Origin of the sequence: Escherichia sp. KTE114 (assembly GCF_000407765.1) — a bacterium.
GTDB classification, from domain to species: Bacteria; Pseudomonadota; Gammaproteobacteria; order Enterobacterales; family Enterobacteriaceae; genus Escherichia; species Escherichia ruysiae.
Genome location: NZ_KE136626.1, coordinates 4,349,526 through 4,368,937, shown reverse-complemented (window position 1 = coordinate 4,368,937; position 19,412 = coordinate 4,349,526). Strand labels below are relative to the sequence as shown.

General features: G+C 50.6%; 12 protein-coding genes. All 12 read left to right on the top strand.

The window, feature by feature from the left end:
• Positions 1-109 precede the first annotated feature (109 nt).
• A complete protein-coding gene (gene ndk / locus WC5_RS00600) occupies positions 110-541 on the top strand; it encodes a nucleoside-diphosphate kinase (RefSeq protein WP_000963837.1) in 432 nt (143 codons plus the stop codon).
• A 149-nt stretch (positions 542-690) separates the two neighbouring features.
• On the top strand, positions 691-1,845 hold the full coding sequence (rlmN, locus tag WC5_RS00605; RefSeq protein ID WP_000003311.1) for a dual-specificity RNA methyltransferase RlmN: 1,155 nt from the start codon (positions 691-693) through the stop codon (positions 1,843-1,845).
• Between the two features lie 284 nt (positions 1,846-2,129).
• Positions 2,130-3,140, top strand: coding sequence for a cytoskeleton protein RodZ (gene rodZ, locus WC5_RS00610; RefSeq protein WP_001090829.1), 1,011 nt, complete (start codon positions 2,130-2,132; stop codon positions 3,138-3,140).
• 26 nt (positions 3,141-3,166) lie between these two features.
• Entirely contained in the window at positions 3,167-4,285 is a 1,119-nt protein-coding gene (ispG, locus tag WC5_RS00615) for a flavodoxin-dependent (E)-4-hydroxy-3-methylbut-2-enyl-diphosphate synthase (RefSeq protein WP_000551807.1), read from the top strand.
• A gap of 110 nt (positions 4,286-4,395) precedes the next feature.
• On the top strand, positions 4,396-5,670 hold the full coding sequence (gene hisS, locus WC5_RS00620; protein WP_001107173.1) for a histidine--tRNA ligase: 1,275 nt from the start codon (positions 4,396-4,398) through the stop codon (positions 5,668-5,670).
• Between the two features lie 17 nt (positions 5,671-5,687).
• A complete protein-coding gene (yfgM, locus tag WC5_RS00625; protein ID WP_000409213.1) occupies positions 5,688-6,308 on the top strand; it encodes an ancillary SecYEG translocon subunit YfgM in 621 nt (206 codons plus the stop codon).
• 10 nt (positions 6,309-6,318) lie between these two features.
• Positions 6,319-7,497 carry an outer membrane protein assembly factor BamB gene (gene bamB / locus WC5_RS00630; protein ID WP_001177079.1) on the top strand — a complete coding sequence of 393 codons (1,179 nt, stop codon included), beginning with the start codon at positions 6,319-6,321 and terminating at the stop codon, positions 7,495-7,497.
• 117 nt (positions 7,498-7,614) lie between these two features.
• On the top strand, positions 7,615-9,087 hold the full coding sequence (gene der / locus WC5_RS00635) for a ribosome biogenesis GTPase Der (protein ID WP_016158778.1): 1,473 nt from the start codon (positions 7,615-7,617) through the stop codon (positions 9,085-9,087).
• 62 nt (positions 9,088-9,149) lie between these two features.
• Positions 9,150-9,365: a zinc ribbon domain-containing protein gene (locus tag WC5_RS00640; protein WP_000422360.1), complete on the top strand. Its 216-nt coding sequence runs from the start codon at positions 9,150-9,152 to the stop codon at positions 9,363-9,365.
• A 211-nt stretch (positions 9,366-9,576) separates the two neighbouring features.
• Positions 9,577-11,757 carry an intimin-like inverse autotransporter SinH gene (gene sinH / locus WC5_RS00645; RefSeq protein WP_000946973.1) on the top strand — a complete coding sequence of 727 codons (2,181 nt, stop codon included), beginning with the start codon at positions 9,577-9,579 and terminating at the stop codon, positions 11,755-11,757.
• A 55-nt stretch (positions 11,758-11,812) separates the two neighbouring features.
• Complete coding sequence (locus tag WC5_RS00650; protein ID WP_000683615.1) at positions 11,813-12,778, top strand: SinI family autotransporter-associated protein; 966 nt, start codon at positions 11,813-11,815, stop codon at positions 12,776-12,778.
• A 115-nt stretch (positions 12,779-12,893) separates the two neighbouring features.
• Complete coding sequence (locus WC5_RS00655; protein WP_016231843.1) at positions 12,894-19,352, top strand: adhesion domain-containing protein; 6,459 nt, start codon at positions 12,894-12,896, stop codon at positions 19,350-19,352.
• The last annotated feature ends 60 nt before the right edge of the window (positions 19,353-19,412 follow it).

Here is a 19,412-nt window from a genome sequence, read left to right as displayed (position 1 = left end):
TTAAAAAAATGTTACCTTCATCAATAGTCAACGGCTCTGTTGCTCATTATAATCCGCGCCATCTCGTACGCTGGTACAGACAACAACAGAATAATTTACAGAGGTAAAAATGGCTATTGAACGTACTTTTTCCATCATTAAACCGAACGCGGTAGCAAAAAACGTCATTGGTAATATCTTTGCGCGCTTTGAAGCTGCAGGGTTCAAAATTGTCGGCACCAAAATGCTGCACCTGACCGTTGAGCAGGCTCGTGGCTTTTATGCTGAACACGATGGGAAACCGTTCTTTGATGGTCTGGTTGAGTTCATGACCTCTGGTCCGATCGTAGTTTCCGTGCTGGAAGGTGAAAATGCCGTTCAGCGTCACCGCGATCTGCTGGGCGCGACCAACCCGGCGAACGCTCTGGCGGGAACTCTGCGCGCAGACTACGCTGACAGCCTGACTGAAAACGGCACTCATGGCTCCGATTCTGTAGAATCTGCCGCTCGCGAAATCGCCTACTTCTTCGGGGAAGGCGAAGTGTGCCCGCGCACCCGTTAATAATTTCGTAAATGCCGCGTGCAAACGTGGCATCCGTGCGCCAGAATTTGTACAATGCAGCGCCCCCGGACGAGCAGCCGCTCACCGGGGCGTTTCTTTTTTCAACCCTCCAGGGGCCATAACGTGTAATAACGAGGCCGGAATAGCATATGTCTGAACAATTAGTCACACCTGAAAACGTCACCACGAAAGATGGAAAAATTAACCTGCTGGATCTCAACCGTCAGCAGATGCGGGAGTTTTTTAAAGATTTAGGTGAAAAACCCTTCCGCGCCGATCAGGTGATGAAGTGGATGTATCACTATTGCTGCGACAACTTTGATGAGATGACCGACATCAACAAAGTGTTGCGTGGCAAACTGAAAGAGGTGGCGGAAATCCGCGCACCGGAAGTGGTTGAAGAACAGCGTTCATCCGACGGCACCATCAAATGGGCGATTGCTGTGGGCGATCAGCGTGTCGAAACGGTGTATATCCCGGAAGACGACCGCGCCACGCTTTGTGTCTCCTCGCAGGTTGGTTGTGCGCTGGAGTGTAAATTCTGTTCCACTGCCCAGCAGGGTTTTAACCGTAACCTGCGGGTGTCGGAAATTATCGGTCAGGTGTGGCGTGCGGCGAAAATCGTCGGCGCAGCAAAAATCACTGGTCAGCGTCCGATCACTAACGTAGTGATGATGGGCATGGGCGAACCGCTGCTCAACCTGAACAATGTCGTTCCGGCGATGGAAATCATGCTCGATGATTTCGGTTTTGGTCTGTCTAAACGTCGCGTGACGCTTTCCACTTCCGGTGTGGTTCCGGCGCTGGATAAACTGGGCGATATGATTGACGTTGCGCTGGCAATTTCCCTGCACGCGCCGAACGACGAAATTCGTGATGAAATTGTACCAATCAACAAAAAGTACAATATCGAAACGTTCCTTGCTGCAGTGCGCCGTTATCTGGAGAAATCCAATGCTAATCAGGGGCGCGTCACTATCGAGTACGTGATGCTTGACCACGTTAACGATGGCACTGAACACGCGCACCAACTGGCGGAGCTGCTGAAAGATACGCCGTGTAAGATTAACCTGATCCCATGGAACCCGTTCCCGGGCGCGCCGTATGGTCGTAGTTCGAACAGCCGTATCGACCGCTTCTCAAAAGTGCTGATGAGCTACGGTTTCACCACCATTGTGCGTAAAACTCGTGGTGATGATATCGATGCCGCCTGTGGTCAGTTAGCGGGAGATGTCATCGACCGTACTAAACGTACTCTGCGTAAACGGATGCAGGGTGAAGCCATCGATATTAAAACGGTCTGATAGTTATTACGCCATGGTTACTTTATGTACCGTGGCGTAATGTTTTATGAATGTAGCATTAAGTTGCAATTGTCTGATCAATATTAACGGTGCGTTTTTGCTGACTTTAAGGCAGTATGTAACGATGCAACAGTAAGTTAGCTTTGATTCATGTGGGCTTTGTCACGAGCACACAGACAGTCTTATACTGTATGATAAAGGTTAACTTTACGGATGTTTCGCGGTGTGGGTGGGCGTGATGGTTCACCGGCATCCCAATTCTCTTTTAAACGTACCTGCAGCGAATGAATACTGAAGCCACGCACGACCAAAATGAAGCACTTACCACCGGCGCTCGCTTGCGTAATGCCCGTGAACAACTTGGACTTAGCCAGCAAGCCGTAGCCGAACGACTTTGTTTGAAGGTTTCCACGGTACGCGACATTGAAGAAGATAAGGCACCCGCCGATCTTGCTTCAACATTCTTGCGCGGGTATATCCGCTCTTATGCGCGTCTGGTCCATATTCCGGAAGAAGAACTGCTGCCGGGACTGGAAAAGCAGGCTCCACTGCGAGCCGCAAAAGTTGCGCCAATGCAGAGTTTTTCCCTCGGCAAACGCCGCAAAAAACGCGATGGCTGGTTGATGACTTTCACCTGGCTGGTGCTGTTTGTGGTGATTGGCCTGAGCGGAGCCTGGTGGTGGCAGGATCACAAAGCCCAGCAGGAAGAAATTAGCACCATGGCTGATCAATCCACTGCGGAGCTGAATAATAACCAGAGCCAGAGTGTACCGTTAGATACGTCTGCTACCGAAACCCAGACGACTACATCGCCTGCGGCTGTAGATACCACTGCCACGAACACGCAAACGCCAGCCGTGACGACGCCAGCCCCTGCTGTAGCGCCACAGCAAGACGCGGTTGTTCCTCCTTCACAGGCGAATGTTGATATCGCGGCTACTACTACACCAGCGGCACCAGTTGCAACAACAACGCCAGATGGCGCTGCGCCGTTGCCAATTGATCAGGCTGGCGTGACCACTCCAGCGGCTGATCCTAATGCGCTGGTGATGAACTTTACTGCTGATTGCTGGCTGGAAGTCACCGATTCTACCGGCAAAAAACTGTTTAGCGGGATGCAGCGTAAAGGCGGTAATTTGAATTTAAGCGGTCAGGCACCGTATAAACTGAAAATTGGTGCACCAGCCGCAGTACAGATCCAGTATCAAGGGAAACCTGTCGATCTGAGTCGTTTTATCAGAACTAACCAGGTTGCGCGTCTGACCCTCAATGCCGAACAATCACTGGCGCAGTAACAGACGGGTAACGCGGGAGATTTTTCATGCATAACCAGGCTCCAATTCAACGTAGAAAATCAACACGTATTTACGTTGGGAATGTGCCGATTGGCGATGGTGCTCCCATCGCCGTACAGTCCATGACCAATACGCGTACGACAGACGTCGAAGCAACGGTCAATCAAATTAAGGCGCTGGAACGTGTCGGCGCTGATATCGTTCGCGTCTCTGTACCGACGATGGACGCGGCAGAAGCGTTCAAGCTCATCAAGCAGCAGGTTAACGTACCGCTGGTGGCCGACATCCACTTCGACTATCGCATTGCACTGAAAGTAGCGGAATACGGCGTTGACTGTCTGCGCATTAACCCAGGCAATATTGGTAATGAAGAACGCATTCGCATGGTGGTTGACTGTGCGCGCGATAAAAACATTCCGATTCGTATTGGTGTTAACGCCGGATCGCTGGAAAAAGATCTGCAAGAAAAGTATGGCGAACCGACGCCGCAGGCGTTGCTGGAATCTGCCATGCGCCATGTTGATCATCTCGATCGTCTGAACTTTGATCAGTTCAAGGTCAGTGTGAAAGCATCTGACGTTTTCCTCGCGGTTGAGTCTTATCGTCTGCTGGCAAAACAGATCGATCAGCCGTTGCACCTGGGGATCACCGAAGCCGGTGGCGCACGCAGCGGGGCGGTGAAATCGGCCATTGGTTTAGGTCTGCTGTTGTCGGAAGGTATTGGCGACACGCTGCGCGTCTCGCTGGCGGCTGATCCGGTCGAAGAGATCAAAGTCGGTTTTGATATTTTGAAATCGCTGCGTATTCGTTCGCGTGGCATCAACTTCATCGCCTGCCCGACCTGCTCACGTCAGGAGTTTGACGTTATCGGTACGGTTAACGCGCTGGAGCAACGTCTGGAAGATATCATCACCCCGATGGACGTTTCGATTATTGGCTGCGTGGTGAATGGCCCAGGCGAGGCGCTGGTTTCTACGCTTGGCGTTACGGGCGGCAACAAGAAAAGCGGCCTCTATGAAGATGGCGTGCGCAAAGACCGTCTGGACAATAACGACATGATCGACCAGCTGGAAGCACGCATTCGTGCGAAAGCCAGCCAACTGGACGAAGCGCGTCGAATTGACGTTCAGCAGGTTGAAAAATAATAACGTGATGGGAAGCGCCTCGCTTCCCGTGTATGATTGAACCCGCATGGCTCCCGAAATATTGAGGGAAGCGTTGAGGGTTCATTTTTATATTCAGAAAGAGAATAAACGTGGCAAAAAACATTCAAGCCATTCGCGGCATGAACGATTACCTGCCTGGCGAAACGGCCATCTGGCAGCGCATTGAAGGCACACTGAAAAACGTGCTCGGCAGCTACGGTTACAGTGAAATCCGCTTGCCGATTGTAGAGCAGACCCCGCTATTCAAACGTGCGATTGGTGAAGTCACCGACGTGGTTGAAAAAGAGATGTACACCTTTGAGGATCGCAATGGCGACAGCCTGACTCTGCGTCCTGAAGGGACGGCGGGCTGTGTACGCGCCGGCATCGAGCATGGTCTTCTGTACAATCAGGAACAGCGTCTGTGGTATATCGGGCCAATGTTCCGTCACGAGCGTCCGCAGAAAGGGCGTTATCGTCAGTTCCATCAGTTGGGCTGCGAAGTTTTCGGTCTGCAAGGCCCGGATATCGATGCCGAACTGATTATGCTCACCGCCCGCTGGTGGCGTGCGCTGGGTATCTCTGAGCACGTTACTCTCGAACTGAACTCTATTGGTTCGCTGGAAGCTCGCGCCAATTACCGCGATGCGCTGGTTGCGTTCCTTGAACAGCATAAAGAAAAGCTGGACGAAGACTGTAAACGTCGTATGTACACCAACCCGTTGCGCGTGCTGGATTCCAAAAATCCGGAAGTGCAGGCGTTACTCAACGACGCTCCGGCGTTGGGCGATTATCTGGATGAAGAGTCTCGCGAGCATTTTGCCGGTCTGTGCAAACTGCTTGAGAGCGCAGGCATTGCCTACACCGTAAACCAGCGTCTGGTGCGTGGTCTGGATTACTACAATCGTACCGTTTTTGAGTGGGTCACTAACAGCCTCGGTTCCCAGGGCACGGTGTGCGCGGGCGGTCGTTATGACGGTCTGGTGGAACAACTGGGCGGTCGCGCCACACCGGCAGTCGGTTTTGCGATGGGCCTCGAACGTCTGGTGTTGTTAGTTCAGGCAGTTAACCCGGAATTTAAAGCCGATCCCGTTGTCGATATATACCTGGTGGCTTCGGGTACTGATACACAATCTGCGGCTATGGCATTAGCTGAGCGTCTGCGTGATGAATTACCAGGCGTGAAACTGATGACCAACCACGGTGGCGGCAACTTTAAGAAACAGTTTGCCCGCGCTGATAAATGGGGGGCCCGCGTTGCTGTGGTGCTGGGTGAGTCTGAAGTGGCTAATGGCACGGCAGTAGTGAAGGATTTGCGCTCTGGTGAGCAAACGACAGTTGCGCAGGATAGCGTAGCCGCGCATTTGCACACGTTACTGGGTTAAGGAAGGAGAAGGACAGCGTGGAAATTTACGAGAACGAAAACGACCAGGTTGAAGCGGTTAAACGCTTTTTTGCTGAAAATGGCAAAGCACTGGCTGTTGGGGTGATTTTAGGCGTTGGCGCACTGATTGGCTGGCGCTACTGGAATAGCCATCAGGTTGAGTCCGCACGCTCCGCTTCTCTTGCTTATCAAAATGCGGTTACCGCAGTTAGCGAAGGCAAACCGGACAGCATCCCAGCGGCGGAAAAATTTGCTGCTGAAAATAAAAATACTTACGGCGCGCTGGCTTCTTTGGAACTTGCGCAGCAATTTGTTGACAAAAATGAACTAGAGAAAGCCGCCGCTCAATTGCAACAAGGGTTGGCGGACACGAGCGATGAAAATCTCAAAGCCGTGATAAATCTGCGTCTTGCCCGAGTTCAGGTGCAGCTCAAGCAGACTGATGCTGCGCTGAAAACCCTTGATACCATAAAAGGTGAAGGGTGGGCTGCCATTGTTGCCGACTTGCGTGGTGAAGCATTACTGAGCAAAGGTGATAAGCAAGGTGCGCGTAGTGCATGGGAAGCAGGCGTGAAAAGCGATGTGACCCCGGCACTGAGTGAAATGATGCAGATGAAAATTAATAATTTGTCCATCTGAGAGGGACCCGATGCAATTGCGTAAATTACTGCTGCCAGGAGTGCTTTCCGTTACCCTTTTAAGCGGCTGTTCGCTGTTTAACAGTGAAGAAGATGTGGTCAAGATGTCCCCATTGCCGACCGTTGAAAACCAGTTTACGCCGACCACGGCGTGGAGCACTTCCGTTGGTAGCGGCATTGGTAACTTCTACTCTAATCTTCATCCGGCACTGGCGGATAACGTTGTCTATGCAGCCGATCGCGCTGGTTTGGTAAAGGCGATGAATGCGGATGATGGTAAAGAAATCTGGTCTGTCAGCCTGGCTGAGAAAGATGGCTGGTTATCTAAAGAGCCGGCATTACTTTCTGGCGGTGTGACCGTCGCAGGTGGTCATGTCTATATTGGCAGCGAAAAAGCGCAGGTTTACGCGCTGAACACCAGCGATGGCACTGTGGCGTGGCAAACCAAAGTCGCGGGTGAAGCACTTTCTCGCCCGGTGGTTAGCGACGGTCTGGTGTTAATTCACACCAGCAACGGTCAGCTGCAGGCGCTGAACGAAGCTGACGGCGCTGTTAAATGGACTGTTAACCTTGATATGCCTTCGCTTTCTCTGCGTGGTGAGTCTGCGCCAGCAACTGCATTTGGTGCGGCAGTCGTCGGTGGCGATAATGGTCGCGTCAGTGCTGTGTTGATGCAGCAGGGACAGATGATTTGGCAGCAGCGTATCTCCCAGGCGACCGGTTCAACCGAAATTGACCGTCTGAGCGATGTTGATACTACGCCAGTGGTTGTGAACGGTGTTGTTTTCGCGCTGGCCTATAATGGTAACCTGACGGCGCTTGATTTGCGCAGTGGTCAGATTATGTGGAAACGCGAACTGGGTTCGGTGAATGATTTCATTGTCGACGGTAACCGTATCTATCTGGTTGATCAAAATGACCGGGTAATGGCGTTGACCATCGATGGTGGCGTGACGCTGTGGACACAAAGCGATCTGCTGCACCGCCTGCTGACTTCTCCGGTGCTGTATAATGGCAACCTGGTGGTGGGTGATAGCGAAGGTTATCTGCACTGGATTAATGTGGAAGATGGACGTTTCGTTGCCCAACAAAAAGTTGATAGCTCCGGTTTCCAGACTGACCCGGTTGCCGCTGATGGCAAACTGCTGATCCAGGCAAAAGACGGAACCGTGTACTCCATTACACGTTAATCGTCTCTGTCGTTCACTTTGAAAACGGCTCCTGGACAGGAGCCGTTTTCCTGTTTTTAACAACGACGCGAAAATAGCGTGCGTTGTCTGATGATTTATAAAAATGAGGCTTTAAACATGGTACCTGTGGTCGCGCTTGTCGGGCGCCCTAACGTAGGAAAATCCACGTTATTTAACCGTCTAACTCGCACCCGAGATGCGCTGGTTGCGGATTTCCCGGGTCTGACTCGTGACCGTAAGTACGGTCGTGCGGAAATTGAAGGCCGCGAGTTTATCTGTATTGATACCGGCGGGATTGACGGTACAGAAGACGGTGTAGAAACTCGCATGGCGGAACAGTCGCTGCTGGCGATTGAAGAGGCGGATGTGGTGCTGTTTATGGTGGATGCGCGCGCGGGTCTGATGCCTGCGGATGAAGCCATTGCCAAACATCTGCGTTCCCGCGAAAAGCCAACCTTCCTGGTGGCGAACAAAACCGATGGACTGGACCCGGATCAAGCAATCGTTGATTTTTATTCACTTGGTTTAGGTGAAATTTACCCAATTGCCGCTTCGCATGGTCGTGGCGTATTAAGTCTGCTGGAGCACGTGCTGCTGCCGTGGATGGAAGATATCGCGCCGCAAGAAGAAGTCGACGAAGACGCTGAATACTGGGCGCAATTTGAAGCGCAAGAGAACGGCGAAGAAGAAGAGGAAGACGACTTTGATCCGCAAAGTCTGCCGATCAAACTGGCGATTGTTGGTCGTCCAAACGTCGGTAAGTCTACACTCACTAACCGTATCCTGGGTGAAGAGCGCGTCGTGGTTTACGACATGCCAGGCACGACGCGTGACAGTATCTACATTCCGATGGAACGCGATGGACGTGAGTATGTGCTCATTGACACCGCTGGCGTACGTAAACGCGGCAAAATCACCGATGCTGTAGAGAAATTCTCCGTAATCAAAACGTTGCAGGCGATTGAAGATGCCAACGTGGTGATGTTGGTGATTGACGCACGCGAAGGTATTTCCGATCAGGATCTCTCCCTGCTTGGCTTTATTCTCAATAGTGGACGCTCACTTGTGATTGTGGTGAACAAGTGGGACGGCCTGAGCCAGGAAGTGAAAGAGCAGGTGAAAGAGACGCTGGACTTCCGTCTGGGCTTTATCGACTTCGCTCGTGTGCATTTTATCTCTGCATTGCACGGTAGCGGTGTTGGTAACCTGTTTGAATCAGTACGTGAAGCATATGACAGCTCTACCCGTCGTGTGGGGACATCTATGCTGACGCGTATCATGACCATGGCTGTTGAAGATCACCAGCCGCCACTGGTTCGCGGGCGTCGTGTGAAGCTGAAATATGCCCACGCTGGTGGTTATAACCCGCCGATTGTGGTGATTCACGGCAACCAGGTGAAAGACCTGCCTGACTCGTACAAACGTTACCTGATGAATTACTTCCGTAAATCTCTGGACGTGATGGGTACGCCGATTCGTATTCAGTTCAAGGAAGGGGAAAACCCGTATGCGAACAAGCGTAACACTCTAACGCCGACCCAGATGCGTAAACGTAAGCGTCTGATGAAGCACATTAAGAAAAGTAAGTAATTACTTATTGGGTTTCTCTTGCCATCCAGGAAGGGAAACCCAACCAATCGCGAGGAAGAAATATGGAACTCAACTGCCCAGTCTGCCAAAGCCCTCTCGAACGCAATGGCGAGACGGCTCACTGCACAACTTGCGATAAAGATTTCACTGTTCAGGCGCTTTGCCCTGACTGTCATCAGCCGTTACAGGTATTAAAAGCCTGTGGCGCGGTGGATTATTTCTGCCAGAATGGACACGGTTTAATTTCTAAAAAACGCGTTGAATTTACCACTGCTTAATATCACGGGAATATATATTTTTCTTTTATATATTCCCGGTATAAATTTTATGAGCTATTTTCTATTACTTTAACACGTAATTAGAGTGAACAAACTCCCATTATTATAACTTTAAGAATATATTTAGCATTTCTGGTGTGCAATCTCTGAACTATCTGGAATACAATGCCGAAGCTAATTTCAGATTATAAAATCGTTACAGGGAAAAGGCATGTTGCGATGGATACGCTATTTTATGCTAATTTTTATCTCTGGTGCTGCTTATGCGACACCAGAGATAAAGGTTAAGCAAAGTGACTCTTCATTACCGGATTTGGGAAGCGAAGCAGCCTTACAAGAAGAACAAAATAATAAAGGTAAATCCTTCAAAGAGCGTGGTGCCAACTACGTCGCCGAATCCGCCCAGCAGGGGTTTGAGAACCTGACCCCAGAAGCTCTGGAATCCCAGGCCAGAAGCTATCTGCAAGGGCAAATCACCTCATCTGCACAGTCTTATATTGAAGGTGCGCTTTCTCCATACGGTAAAGTCCGCTCAAATCTTTCTATCGGTCAGGATGGCTCGCTGGACGGTAGTTCAATCGACTATTTTGTTCCTTTATATGACAATCAAAAAAGCGTTTATTTCAGCCAGTTATCCGCTCAACGTAAAGAGGAACGCACGATAGGTAATATAGGTTTTGGGGGGAGGCATAATTTTGATAAATGGCTTCTGGGTGGAAATATATTTTACGATTATGATTTCACTCGCGGACATCGCCGTTTAGGGTTAGGGACTGAAGCCTGGACGGATTATTTAAAGCTTTCTGGTAACTATTACCATCCACTTTCTGACTGGAAAGACTCAAAAGATTTCGACTTCTATTTAGAACGACCTGCGCGTGGTTGGGATGTTCGTGCGGAAGCCTGGCTACCTTCTTATCCACAGTTGGGGGGCAAAGTTGTTTTCGAGCAATATTATGGTGACGAAGTTGCGCTGTTCGGCACTGATAATTTAGAGAAAGATCCGTATGCGGTGACGCTTGGAGTTAACTATCAACCAGTTCCGTTATTGTCAGTCGGGACGGAATATAAAGCAGGCACTGGAGATAACAGTGATCTTAGTATTAACGCTACTGTTAACTATCAGTTCGGTGTACCACTTAAAGATCAACTGAATAGCGATAATGTCAAAGCAGCCCACTCGCTGATGGGTAGCCGACATGACTTTGTTGAGCGTAATAATTTTATTGTTCTGGAATATAAAGAAAAAGACCCTCTCGACGTTACGCTCTGGCTAAAGGCTGATTCCACTAACGAACATCCGGAATGTGTTATCAAGGACACCCCAGAAGCTGCGGTGGGGCTGGAAAAATGTAAGTGGACCATTAATGCGCTGATCAACCATCACTATAAAATTGTCGCCGCCTCCTGGCAGGCGAAAAACAATGCCGCCCGTACGCTAGTGATGCCTGTGGTGAAAGCCAACACCATCACCGAGGGTAACAATAATCACTGGAATCTGGTGTTGCCTGCCTGGCAATACAGCTCTGATCAAGCCGAACAAGAAAAGCTCAACACCTGGCGAGTGCGTCTGGCGCTGGAAGATGAAAAGGGTCATCGGCAAAACTCCGGTGTGGTGGAAATTACCGTACAGCAGGACCGTAAAATTGAGCTGATCGTTAATAATATTTCTGACGTACCAGAAGAGAACAATCACAGCCATGAAGCCAGCGCCCAGGCTGATGGTGTCGATGGCGTGGTGATGGATCTCGATATAACCGACAGCTTTGGTGATGACACGGATCGTAACGGTGATCCGCTTCCAGACAATGGTCTGAGTCCACAACTTTATGATGCACAAGACAAAAAAGTCACGCTCGCCAATAAGCCCTGCTCAACCGATAACCCCTGTGTCTTTATCGCGAAGCAAGATAAAGAGAAAGGAACCGTTACACTCTCCAGTACGTTACCCGGCACTTTCCGTTGGAAAGCAAAAGCTGCTCCGTATGACGACAGCAACTATGTGGATGTGACATTCCTTGGTGCGGGGGGGAATGATGTTAATGCGTTTATCTACCGTATATCTGCGACTAACCCCGTCAATCTTATCGACAATGAGAAAGAGCATTTGCCTGTAGATAACGCCTACCGCTTTGTTTTGTGGCGCGATGCCAATAAAGATGGTGTCTTCCAGCAGTCGGAGAAACTGACCGAGGAAGATATGGCGCAATACGACTACCAGTGGGAATTTACCGGGCAAAGCGTTAACGGCTACACCGGCGCCCAAACAAATACCAGTAATGAAGATATCGTTATCCCTGCCACCAACGAGGAGGCCGTGCAGAAGTTCGGTGCTCAAAAAGAAGATGGCGTGCAGGGATATGGATTACGTGTGGTTTACAGCAAGCACTAGATCGGCGTAATGGCCGATCGGCCAGCCGCTGGAAATTAATCAAGGAGAGAGTTGAATGAAACATTATTTAAAGCGACCGATGACCAAAGTCGCGCTGGCACTGGCTCTGGCAGGGTACTGCGCAGTACCTGCCGCCATGGCAGAAGGGCAGGGCAATCTAAGAGCTGGCCAGTGGCAATCAGAGACGCAATCAACCGGAACGATTCAGGGTACAGTGCCGTGGATAACCCGTAGCGCGACAGAAATCACCGACGCCGATAAATCTCATGTGTCCATAACCGTTGATCGCGGTGGTCGAACTGCATCTACGGATGGCGAAAAGCAATTTCATGTTGGCGATAAGTTAACGGCAAACTGGGCCATTGGCGATACCCAGGGCGATCTTGATGACAACAACACCGCGACAAAAGCGACGCTGCAATGGATGAGCTTTAGTGACCAGGCGGGGGGCGATCCGAAGGAGATCGGTACTGCTGGCAGTGACACTTACACTATTGCCGCAGCAGATGCTGACCGCTATATCGGTTTGAAAATTACCCCAACCACGACAACCGGCGACCCTAATGTCGCAGAACAATTGGTGCTGTTGGATCTCTCTACTAATGCAGGCGGTGGTTCTGACAGCGATGATATTCCTGAAGGGCCAGTATTTGATGACGCAGTTAAAGTTGTCATTCACGAGAAGGATGTCAATACCAACCTGCTGGGCAAAGATACCAAACTTAAAACGAATACCACCTATCAGGTCATGCTGTGGAAAGATAAAAACAGCAACGGTTCCTACGATACGGGTGAAGAGGTTACCAGCCAGTACAACTACCGCTGGCGCTTTACCGGCACCAGTCTGCAGTTGCGGACGGCGGGGGGGATTGTCAACCCGAGCTACAACAACAGCGACCTGGTTATCCCGGTTACCAATGCCGAAGCGAAGACTGCGTTCGACTACAGCGAAGGCGGCCTCACAATTGGCGCAGATGGTGTTCAGGGCTACGGTTTGTCCATCGACTACCAGAGAAAATAATCGTCACCGGCACCATTCCCCAGGGGAATGGTGCTTTTCCGCGCACTTTGCTTAACCTGCGTTAAGCAAAGTGGGTTGAGGTGAAAAAGTAACTTTAAACGGGCAGGTTTCAATTATGGGCGGGGCTTTGAAACTGATAAAAGCGATAACGGCGGTTTTACTGCTCTCCCTTTCTTTTCAGGTAGCGGCAGTGTTAAAAGGTGGCCAGTGGCAACAAACGGGTATCTCGACCGACGCAATCAATGGCACTGTGCCTGGGGCAGAGAGCGCCAGTATACCCGTTTATCAGGGCAGCACCCTGCTTGAACCGACAGAACCTCACGATGTTCAGGCCTTTGCAAAACCCAGTGAATTTAGCGTAGATGATACGGCTACGCAGATGATCTTACTGAGCCCTCTGGATACTGAAGGGGACGTTTTCGCCACGCCACCGCTGCTGCGTTGGGAAAATCAAAATCCACCTTCTGTTTCTCTGGTGTGGGCTGAGGCCGCCACGCCGGATACGCCGTTAGATCCACAGCCGCGCCCAGACAGGTCATTTTGTGCCCAGGATCTGGCTGGACATTCTCTGGTTGCCTGGCCGCGAATTGACCAACAACAAACGATACCTTTACTTTATCTCTTTACCTTAACGGGCGTACCTAATCAGGGGTCAGTGCCGTTGGTTGATAATAAAGTGACGCTGAACATCGCGGCTGCACAGGGTGATCTGGTTACCATTACCGCTAACGGATATGACGATACGCTGAAAGCGGCAAAAACGACCGTAGATGGTTCAATTACGCTAACGGTGACGACGAAAGACTGTCAGGGCAATCTGGCAGGAAATATTCCTTTTATTATCAAACGTCGGGATGCAGAAAACCGTCAGGGCGTGGTGAATAACATCGGTCCGGTAAAACTGGGGAGTACGGAGCTTACCACCACGGCAACGGAATATCACGGCACGACGGATCAAAATGGTACGGCGACGGTAACGGTGGCTCAACCGAACGGGCAAGGCGTAAAAACGCCGCTGGTCGTAAGCCTGTCTGGCATTAGCCAAACCAGCGAAACGGCGGTCATTTTTAGCGTTCTCACCAGCCCGGACGTACCACAGGCAAACATGTGGGGTCATATGGCGGATACGCTCAAGGCTCGGGATTATACCTTCAGCCGTCCGAAACTGGCGGCTGAAGTCGATAATGAAGCAAGCAGCGTCGACGATCATAATGAAACCTGGTCAACCTTCACCTGGAGTGGCGCAGATAATCACTGCGATATTTTGCCTGGTATGCGCCAGTTTGGCGCGATGGCGACGGTGGTTCCTACATCAATTCAGGAAGTCGCTGGCTGGCCGATGCAGGGAGATTATTACTGGTCATCCCTCGCGGGCATGACCGGGCAGCATCATGCGGCAGATGTGTCTAACCGTAGCGAAGCGCAAAAACCGGACGATACAAAACTTATTGTTAGCTGTGTGGATAAAGAGGCACCGGACGTTGAACCAAAACTGATTCTCACACCTGCAAGCTATGACTCAACGGTACAGGCGATGAAGGTTAAGGTGGGTGAAGATGCCTCTATGCGACTGACAATCACCGATAACAAAAATAATGGTCAGCCGCTGGCTTACTACTATTTCTCGCTGCATCTGGATGATGGCATCAACCGAAAGAATCAATCCGACGACGCATGGGAAGCGCATCCGGTGCAAATAACGGGAGGAGCCAATTTTCACCAGGTTGATGCGCATACTTATGAAGGGATAACAGATGTTAACGGTCAGGCCTCATTGAGGTTGAGTCAGCCCGATGGCGCTGGCGTTAAAACCCATATTACGGCGAGAATGCGTAGTGACTTCACTGCGTCTGATGCGAAAGATGTCATTTTCACAGTAGTAACCAGTCCGGACAGCGATAAGGCCAGAATGTGGGGGCATATGCTCGGGATTATCGAATCTGGTAGCGTTTTTAAACGCCCGCTGCTGGCGGATGAAACTGCTCATGAACTGGGTTCTATGCGGGAAAATAACGAAGACTGGGCACTGTTTGACCAAAATGGCTCTATGCAGGCGGAATGTAGAACGGGACATATTCCGCGCCAGAGTTCGCTGGAAAGTCTGTACAACGCTTATCCTGCTAATGTTATAGGCACAAAATACGGTTGGCCAACGGCAAAACAAGATTACTTAAGCGCGGTGGAGCAGGCGACGCATTCATCGGTCAGTTTCAAAACGGGGCTGGTCGATAGTTATTCTGGCTTTAAACAAAACTACCTTTCCTGTTCAGGTAATGAAATGGTCGCGCAGGTGGCGGTCACGACCGATCATGATGTCGCTATTGGAAGCCGGGCGCAGGCTAAAGTCGGTGAAAAAATTGTCATGACAGTGCGAACCTATAACGCATTAAATGACGCGGCTGTGCCGTTTACAAATTTCACCATCACCAAAGGCATGGGGTATAACCGTCCAGGGCAGGTTACTGGGTTTGATGATCCAACCAGCGGCGCGATAGAGATGAACGGTACTTTCTACGGTACTTCTCAGCCCACAACTGTCTATTCCGGTACAACCGACGCTCGAGGTATAGCAACGGTGGACATTGAGCAGCCGCAAGGCGTTGGGCTGGGGACTCCTCTGGATATCACGCCGACTAACTCTTATGTTCCCAATACCGTTAACTACAACGTGATTTTTACTACCCCCACCAGCCCGGATGTAGCCAGTGCGCAAATGTGGGGTCACATGGACGAATCCATCACTGTGGATTCTATAACTTTTAAGCGACCGAAATTATTCTCTGAAGTGAGCGCAGGAAACCGTTCACTAGTGGAAAATAACGAAACCTGGGTGCGTGTGGCGCAGTCTGATATCGAAAATATCGCGGCTGGCGGTTGCGAGAAAAATAAAGTGCCACGCCAGTTACAGCTTACCGCTCTGTACAACGCCAACAGTAACAATACGATTCAAACCGTTCATGGTTGGCCCACCTTGCGTGAACAATACTGGAGCGGTACGCCGATGGATAAAGTTCCGCACCTTGCCTCCGTCTGGTTGAATAACGGGAACGTACAGAATGCTGCCGATGACTCGATTTATATGAGTTGTCTGAAAGATGCTAACCCTCCCGCAAGCATCATTACACTGGAAGTGGTGGATCAGGCGCAGTGGAATAGTTCGCTTAATGCGGCAAAGCTGAAAAAGGGCGAGACGTTACAGGTGAAGGTGACGGTCAAAGACGTTGCCGGTAACCCGATGGCAGATATGCCATTTACCCTGAAACGTGGCGATGGATATACCCGTTCTGGTGAACGTCATACGGCAGGTAGCGGTGATGGGATTGTTTCATCGGTGGTGGTTGATGCGGGTCTGCCTGATGAGATGGTGCTCAACGATACAGCGACAGCATATGTGGCACTAACCGGTAGCGACGGAAGTAAAATTCTCAATATTACGCGTCCGGATACCCACGGCACGAAAACGGCGCTCACCGCCGCGCTCTATTCCGATCCGACAAAAAAGGCTGCAATGGATACCATTTTCACCGTGGTTACCAGTCCGGATACCGATAAAGCGAATATGTGGGGCCACATGCCGGAAACGTTGAGCGCAGGTGGACTGACATTTAAACGGCCGATTCTGTTTACGGAACTAACCGATAGCCCTGCCGCCAAACGTAAGTCTGATGTAGAGGATAACGAAAGCTGGGCTCTGTTTACCGAAGATCAGGCGACGAAGGCCAGTAATGGCGGCTGTGGCGCGGATTATATTCCGACTCAGGACGCGTTACTCACACTCTCCAGTGAATGGCGTGGACATGCGGTAGATGGCTGGCCTGTCTTGCTAAAAAAAGGTTACGACTCCAGCACACCGGAAAAAGACAGTATCGAGGATCGCAAATATAAAAGCGTACAATTGAGCGACGGGACCAGCTACAGTCTGGCATCCACGGAGTTAGGGTATCTGACCTGCCAGACAACGGCAAATCCGAAGGTGAGCACCATCGAATTAACGTCTGATAAAACGGCAAAGTATGACAACCTTGATGCAGTAAAAGTCAGAACAGACTACAGCAATACCGGGGATCAAATCACCATGACGGTGACCACTCGCGACGCCCAGGGAAATCCGAAAGGTTATGTGCCGATTACGTTGAATCATGGTTTCACCGTGGCTCGAACCTCAAATGCGACCAACAACGGCAAGATTACCAATCAGTCACGGCTGATTTATGTGCAAGACAGTTACAATAATTCCAACGGTTATTTTGATGACGGAAATAAATATTACAGCATGACCAGTGGTGACGGTACGGTCACTTTTATTCTACGCCAGATATATAAGGGAGACGGTACGCGTATCCCGCTCACCGCAGAAATTGATGACGGTAACGGCATTATCTCGAATACGCTGAGCGCGATTTTCACGATCGTTACCAGCCCGGATACGCCAAAAGCTAACTTCTGGGGTCATATGCCGGAGACCTTAACGGCTAAAAACGGCAAAGTCTTCCATCGCCCACAGTTAAAAGATGAAGTCGGTTCTTCCAATGGGCTTATTGTTAACAATGAATATTGGCAGCGACTGACTATCAATAATGCGCTGAGTGGTATGCAGGGAGGTTGTAAAGATAAACTGCCGTCTATTGGCGATCTGCAATCGTTATATGAGGCATACCCTTCAGGAACGATTGAAACGGCACAGGGCTGGCCGCTTGACAAGTCAACAGCGCCAAAGCCGTACTTCTGGTCACGAAGCGTTGTCTCCAGTTCAGGCGCTGTTAATCCTAATTATCAGTATATTAACCTCAAGGTGGGGAATACTGGACATGTCGCGTCGGATTCTGCAGAGCTCAACTTCCAGACCTGTCTGGAAAGTGTGGAGTCGGTGGGCAATATTACCCTGACCACTGCGGAGGAAAACTGGGATAGTTCGTTACCGGCCGGGAAAGCACATAAAGGCTCACCGCTTCCGTTGACGATTACTGTGACCCGTGCGGATGGCTCGCCTGCACCATTTGAGTCGGTAGGGATTTTGCGTGCCGCCAGCTACAATCGCGCGGGCACATCGCTCAGCGAAACGGTAACGACGGATGATTTGGTGGCTGATACGTTCAACCCAGCACAAACCATACAAAGCGCCAGCATGAATGGTCGTAGTAATACCAGTTATCTGGTTATTCAGACTGATGCTCAGGGTAAAGCGACGCTGAATCTTCACCAGGATAGTACGACCGGTCTTAGAACGCCGATAACCGTAAAAGCACTGGGCTTCAGCCCTATGCCAACAGCCACGCTGGACGCGATTTTCACGGTTATCACCAGCCCGGACGTTAGCGTAGCCAACATGTGGGGGCATATGGGGGAAACGGTGACGGCGGCAGATGGCACCGTTTTTGTGCGGCCTAAAATAAAGGCTGAGTTAACGAACACCTCAGGCGTTCACGTTAAGGATTTAAATAGTGAAAGTTGGCTTGTGCCTACTGTTCAGGAAAGGGAACGTAGCGGCACGGCGGCGTGTGAGGCCGCGCGCTGGCCGACCAACGAGCAACTTATATCGCTGTATAACCGTCATCCCAATGGAACATTGATGGCTGATACCGGCTGGCCGGTGGAGTCATCGGGGTATGCCTGGTGGGCAGTGGACTCAACGTGTGATACCAGTGGAGTCAACAGATGCGCGACTGTCGATTTGTATAATGGCCAGGCTGAGGCGGCGAACAGAAGCCGCGCATTGCAGGCCTGCTTGCTGAACCCTAACGCTTCGGTGTCTGTGGTAACACTTACCTCACCAGCGTTTGATTCTTCTACTCAGGCTGCGAAAGTGAAGAAAGGGGAATCTATGCCTGTGACTGTCACCGTGAGAGACAGCGCCGGGAACCCAGTGTCAAACGTGGCCTTTAGCCTGAAACGCGGTGATGCAGCGCCGCGCAACCCAGGTGCGACTTTATATGGCGATGTGGCGGCAATGGATGATCTGACCGTTCAGCCGCCAACTGGCGCGACGGTCATAATGACTGATAGTGGTAATTCACTCCAGGGAACCACCGGTTCCGACGGTACAGCGACATTTATGATTAAACAGGATAATACGCCTGGATATAAAACGCCGCTGACGGTGACGCTGACCGATAACACCAGCATCAACGCGACGATGGACACTATTTTCACTGTTATCACCAGCCCGAACGTCTCCTCGGCTCATTTCTGGGGACATATGGCGGATACGGTGGGGGTGAATGGAAAAACATTACATCGACCATTGCTGTCGACGGAATTACCCTCTGGGGCACAAGCAGCCGGGACACCTGATATCAATAACGAAACGTGGGGTCTTGCTCATGTCGTTGATTCGTCAAAATGGGATATCAAGAAACAGTGCGGTAGCATGGATAGTGCGCCGACATATAACGAGTTAGAGGTGTTATCTAACAGCTTTAATTCGTTAGGGTGGCCCTCATCCCCTAAAAACTTCCCTTACTTTTCAACCGATCGAGCCGGGGTATTATATTGCGGCATGTTTGAACAAAATAGTACTCAGGATTGTGGTATTGAGGCGGGTAAAACACCAGGTTTTGCCACCTGTTTCCAATAATGGCCTGGTTGCATCTGGTGCTGGCATGGTGATATTGCTGGATGCGATGCAGGCGCAGCT

Excerpts from the sequence above, each read along its gene's own strand:
- WC5_RS00650 (WP_000683615.1), top strand. The coding sequence starts at position 11,813 with ATGAAACATTATTTAAAGCGACCGATGACCAAAGTCGCGCTGGCACTG.
- sinH (WP_000946973.1), top strand. The coding sequence starts at position 9,577 with ATGTTGCGATGGATACGCTATTTTATGCTAATTTTTATCTCTGGTGCT.
- bamB (WP_001177079.1), top strand. The coding sequence starts at position 6,319 with ATGCAATTGCGTAAATTACTGCTGCCAGGAGTGCTTTCCGTTACCCTT.
- ndk (WP_000963837.1), top strand. The coding sequence starts at position 110 with ATGGCTATTGAACGTACTTTTTCCATCATTAAACCGAACGCGGTAGCA.
- ispG (WP_000551807.1), top strand. The coding sequence starts at position 3,167 with ATGCATAACCAGGCTCCAATTCAACGTAGAAAATCAACACGTATTTAC.
- WC5_RS00655 (WP_016231843.1), top strand. The coding sequence starts at position 12,894 with ATGGGCGGGGCTTTGAAACTGATAAAAGCGATAACGGCGGTTTTACTG.
- rlmN (WP_000003311.1), top strand. The coding sequence starts at position 691 with ATGTCTGAACAATTAGTCACACCTGAAAACGTCACCACGAAAGATGGA.
- WC5_RS00640 (WP_000422360.1), top strand. The coding sequence starts at position 9,150 with ATGGAACTCAACTGCCCAGTCTGCCAAAGCCCTCTCGAACGCAATGGC.
- der (WP_016158778.1), top strand. The coding sequence starts at position 7,615 with ATGGTACCTGTGGTCGCGCTTGTCGGGCGCCCTAACGTAGGAAAATCC.
- rodZ (WP_001090829.1), top strand. The coding sequence starts at position 2,130 with ATGAATACTGAAGCCACGCACGACCAAAATGAAGCACTTACCACCGGC.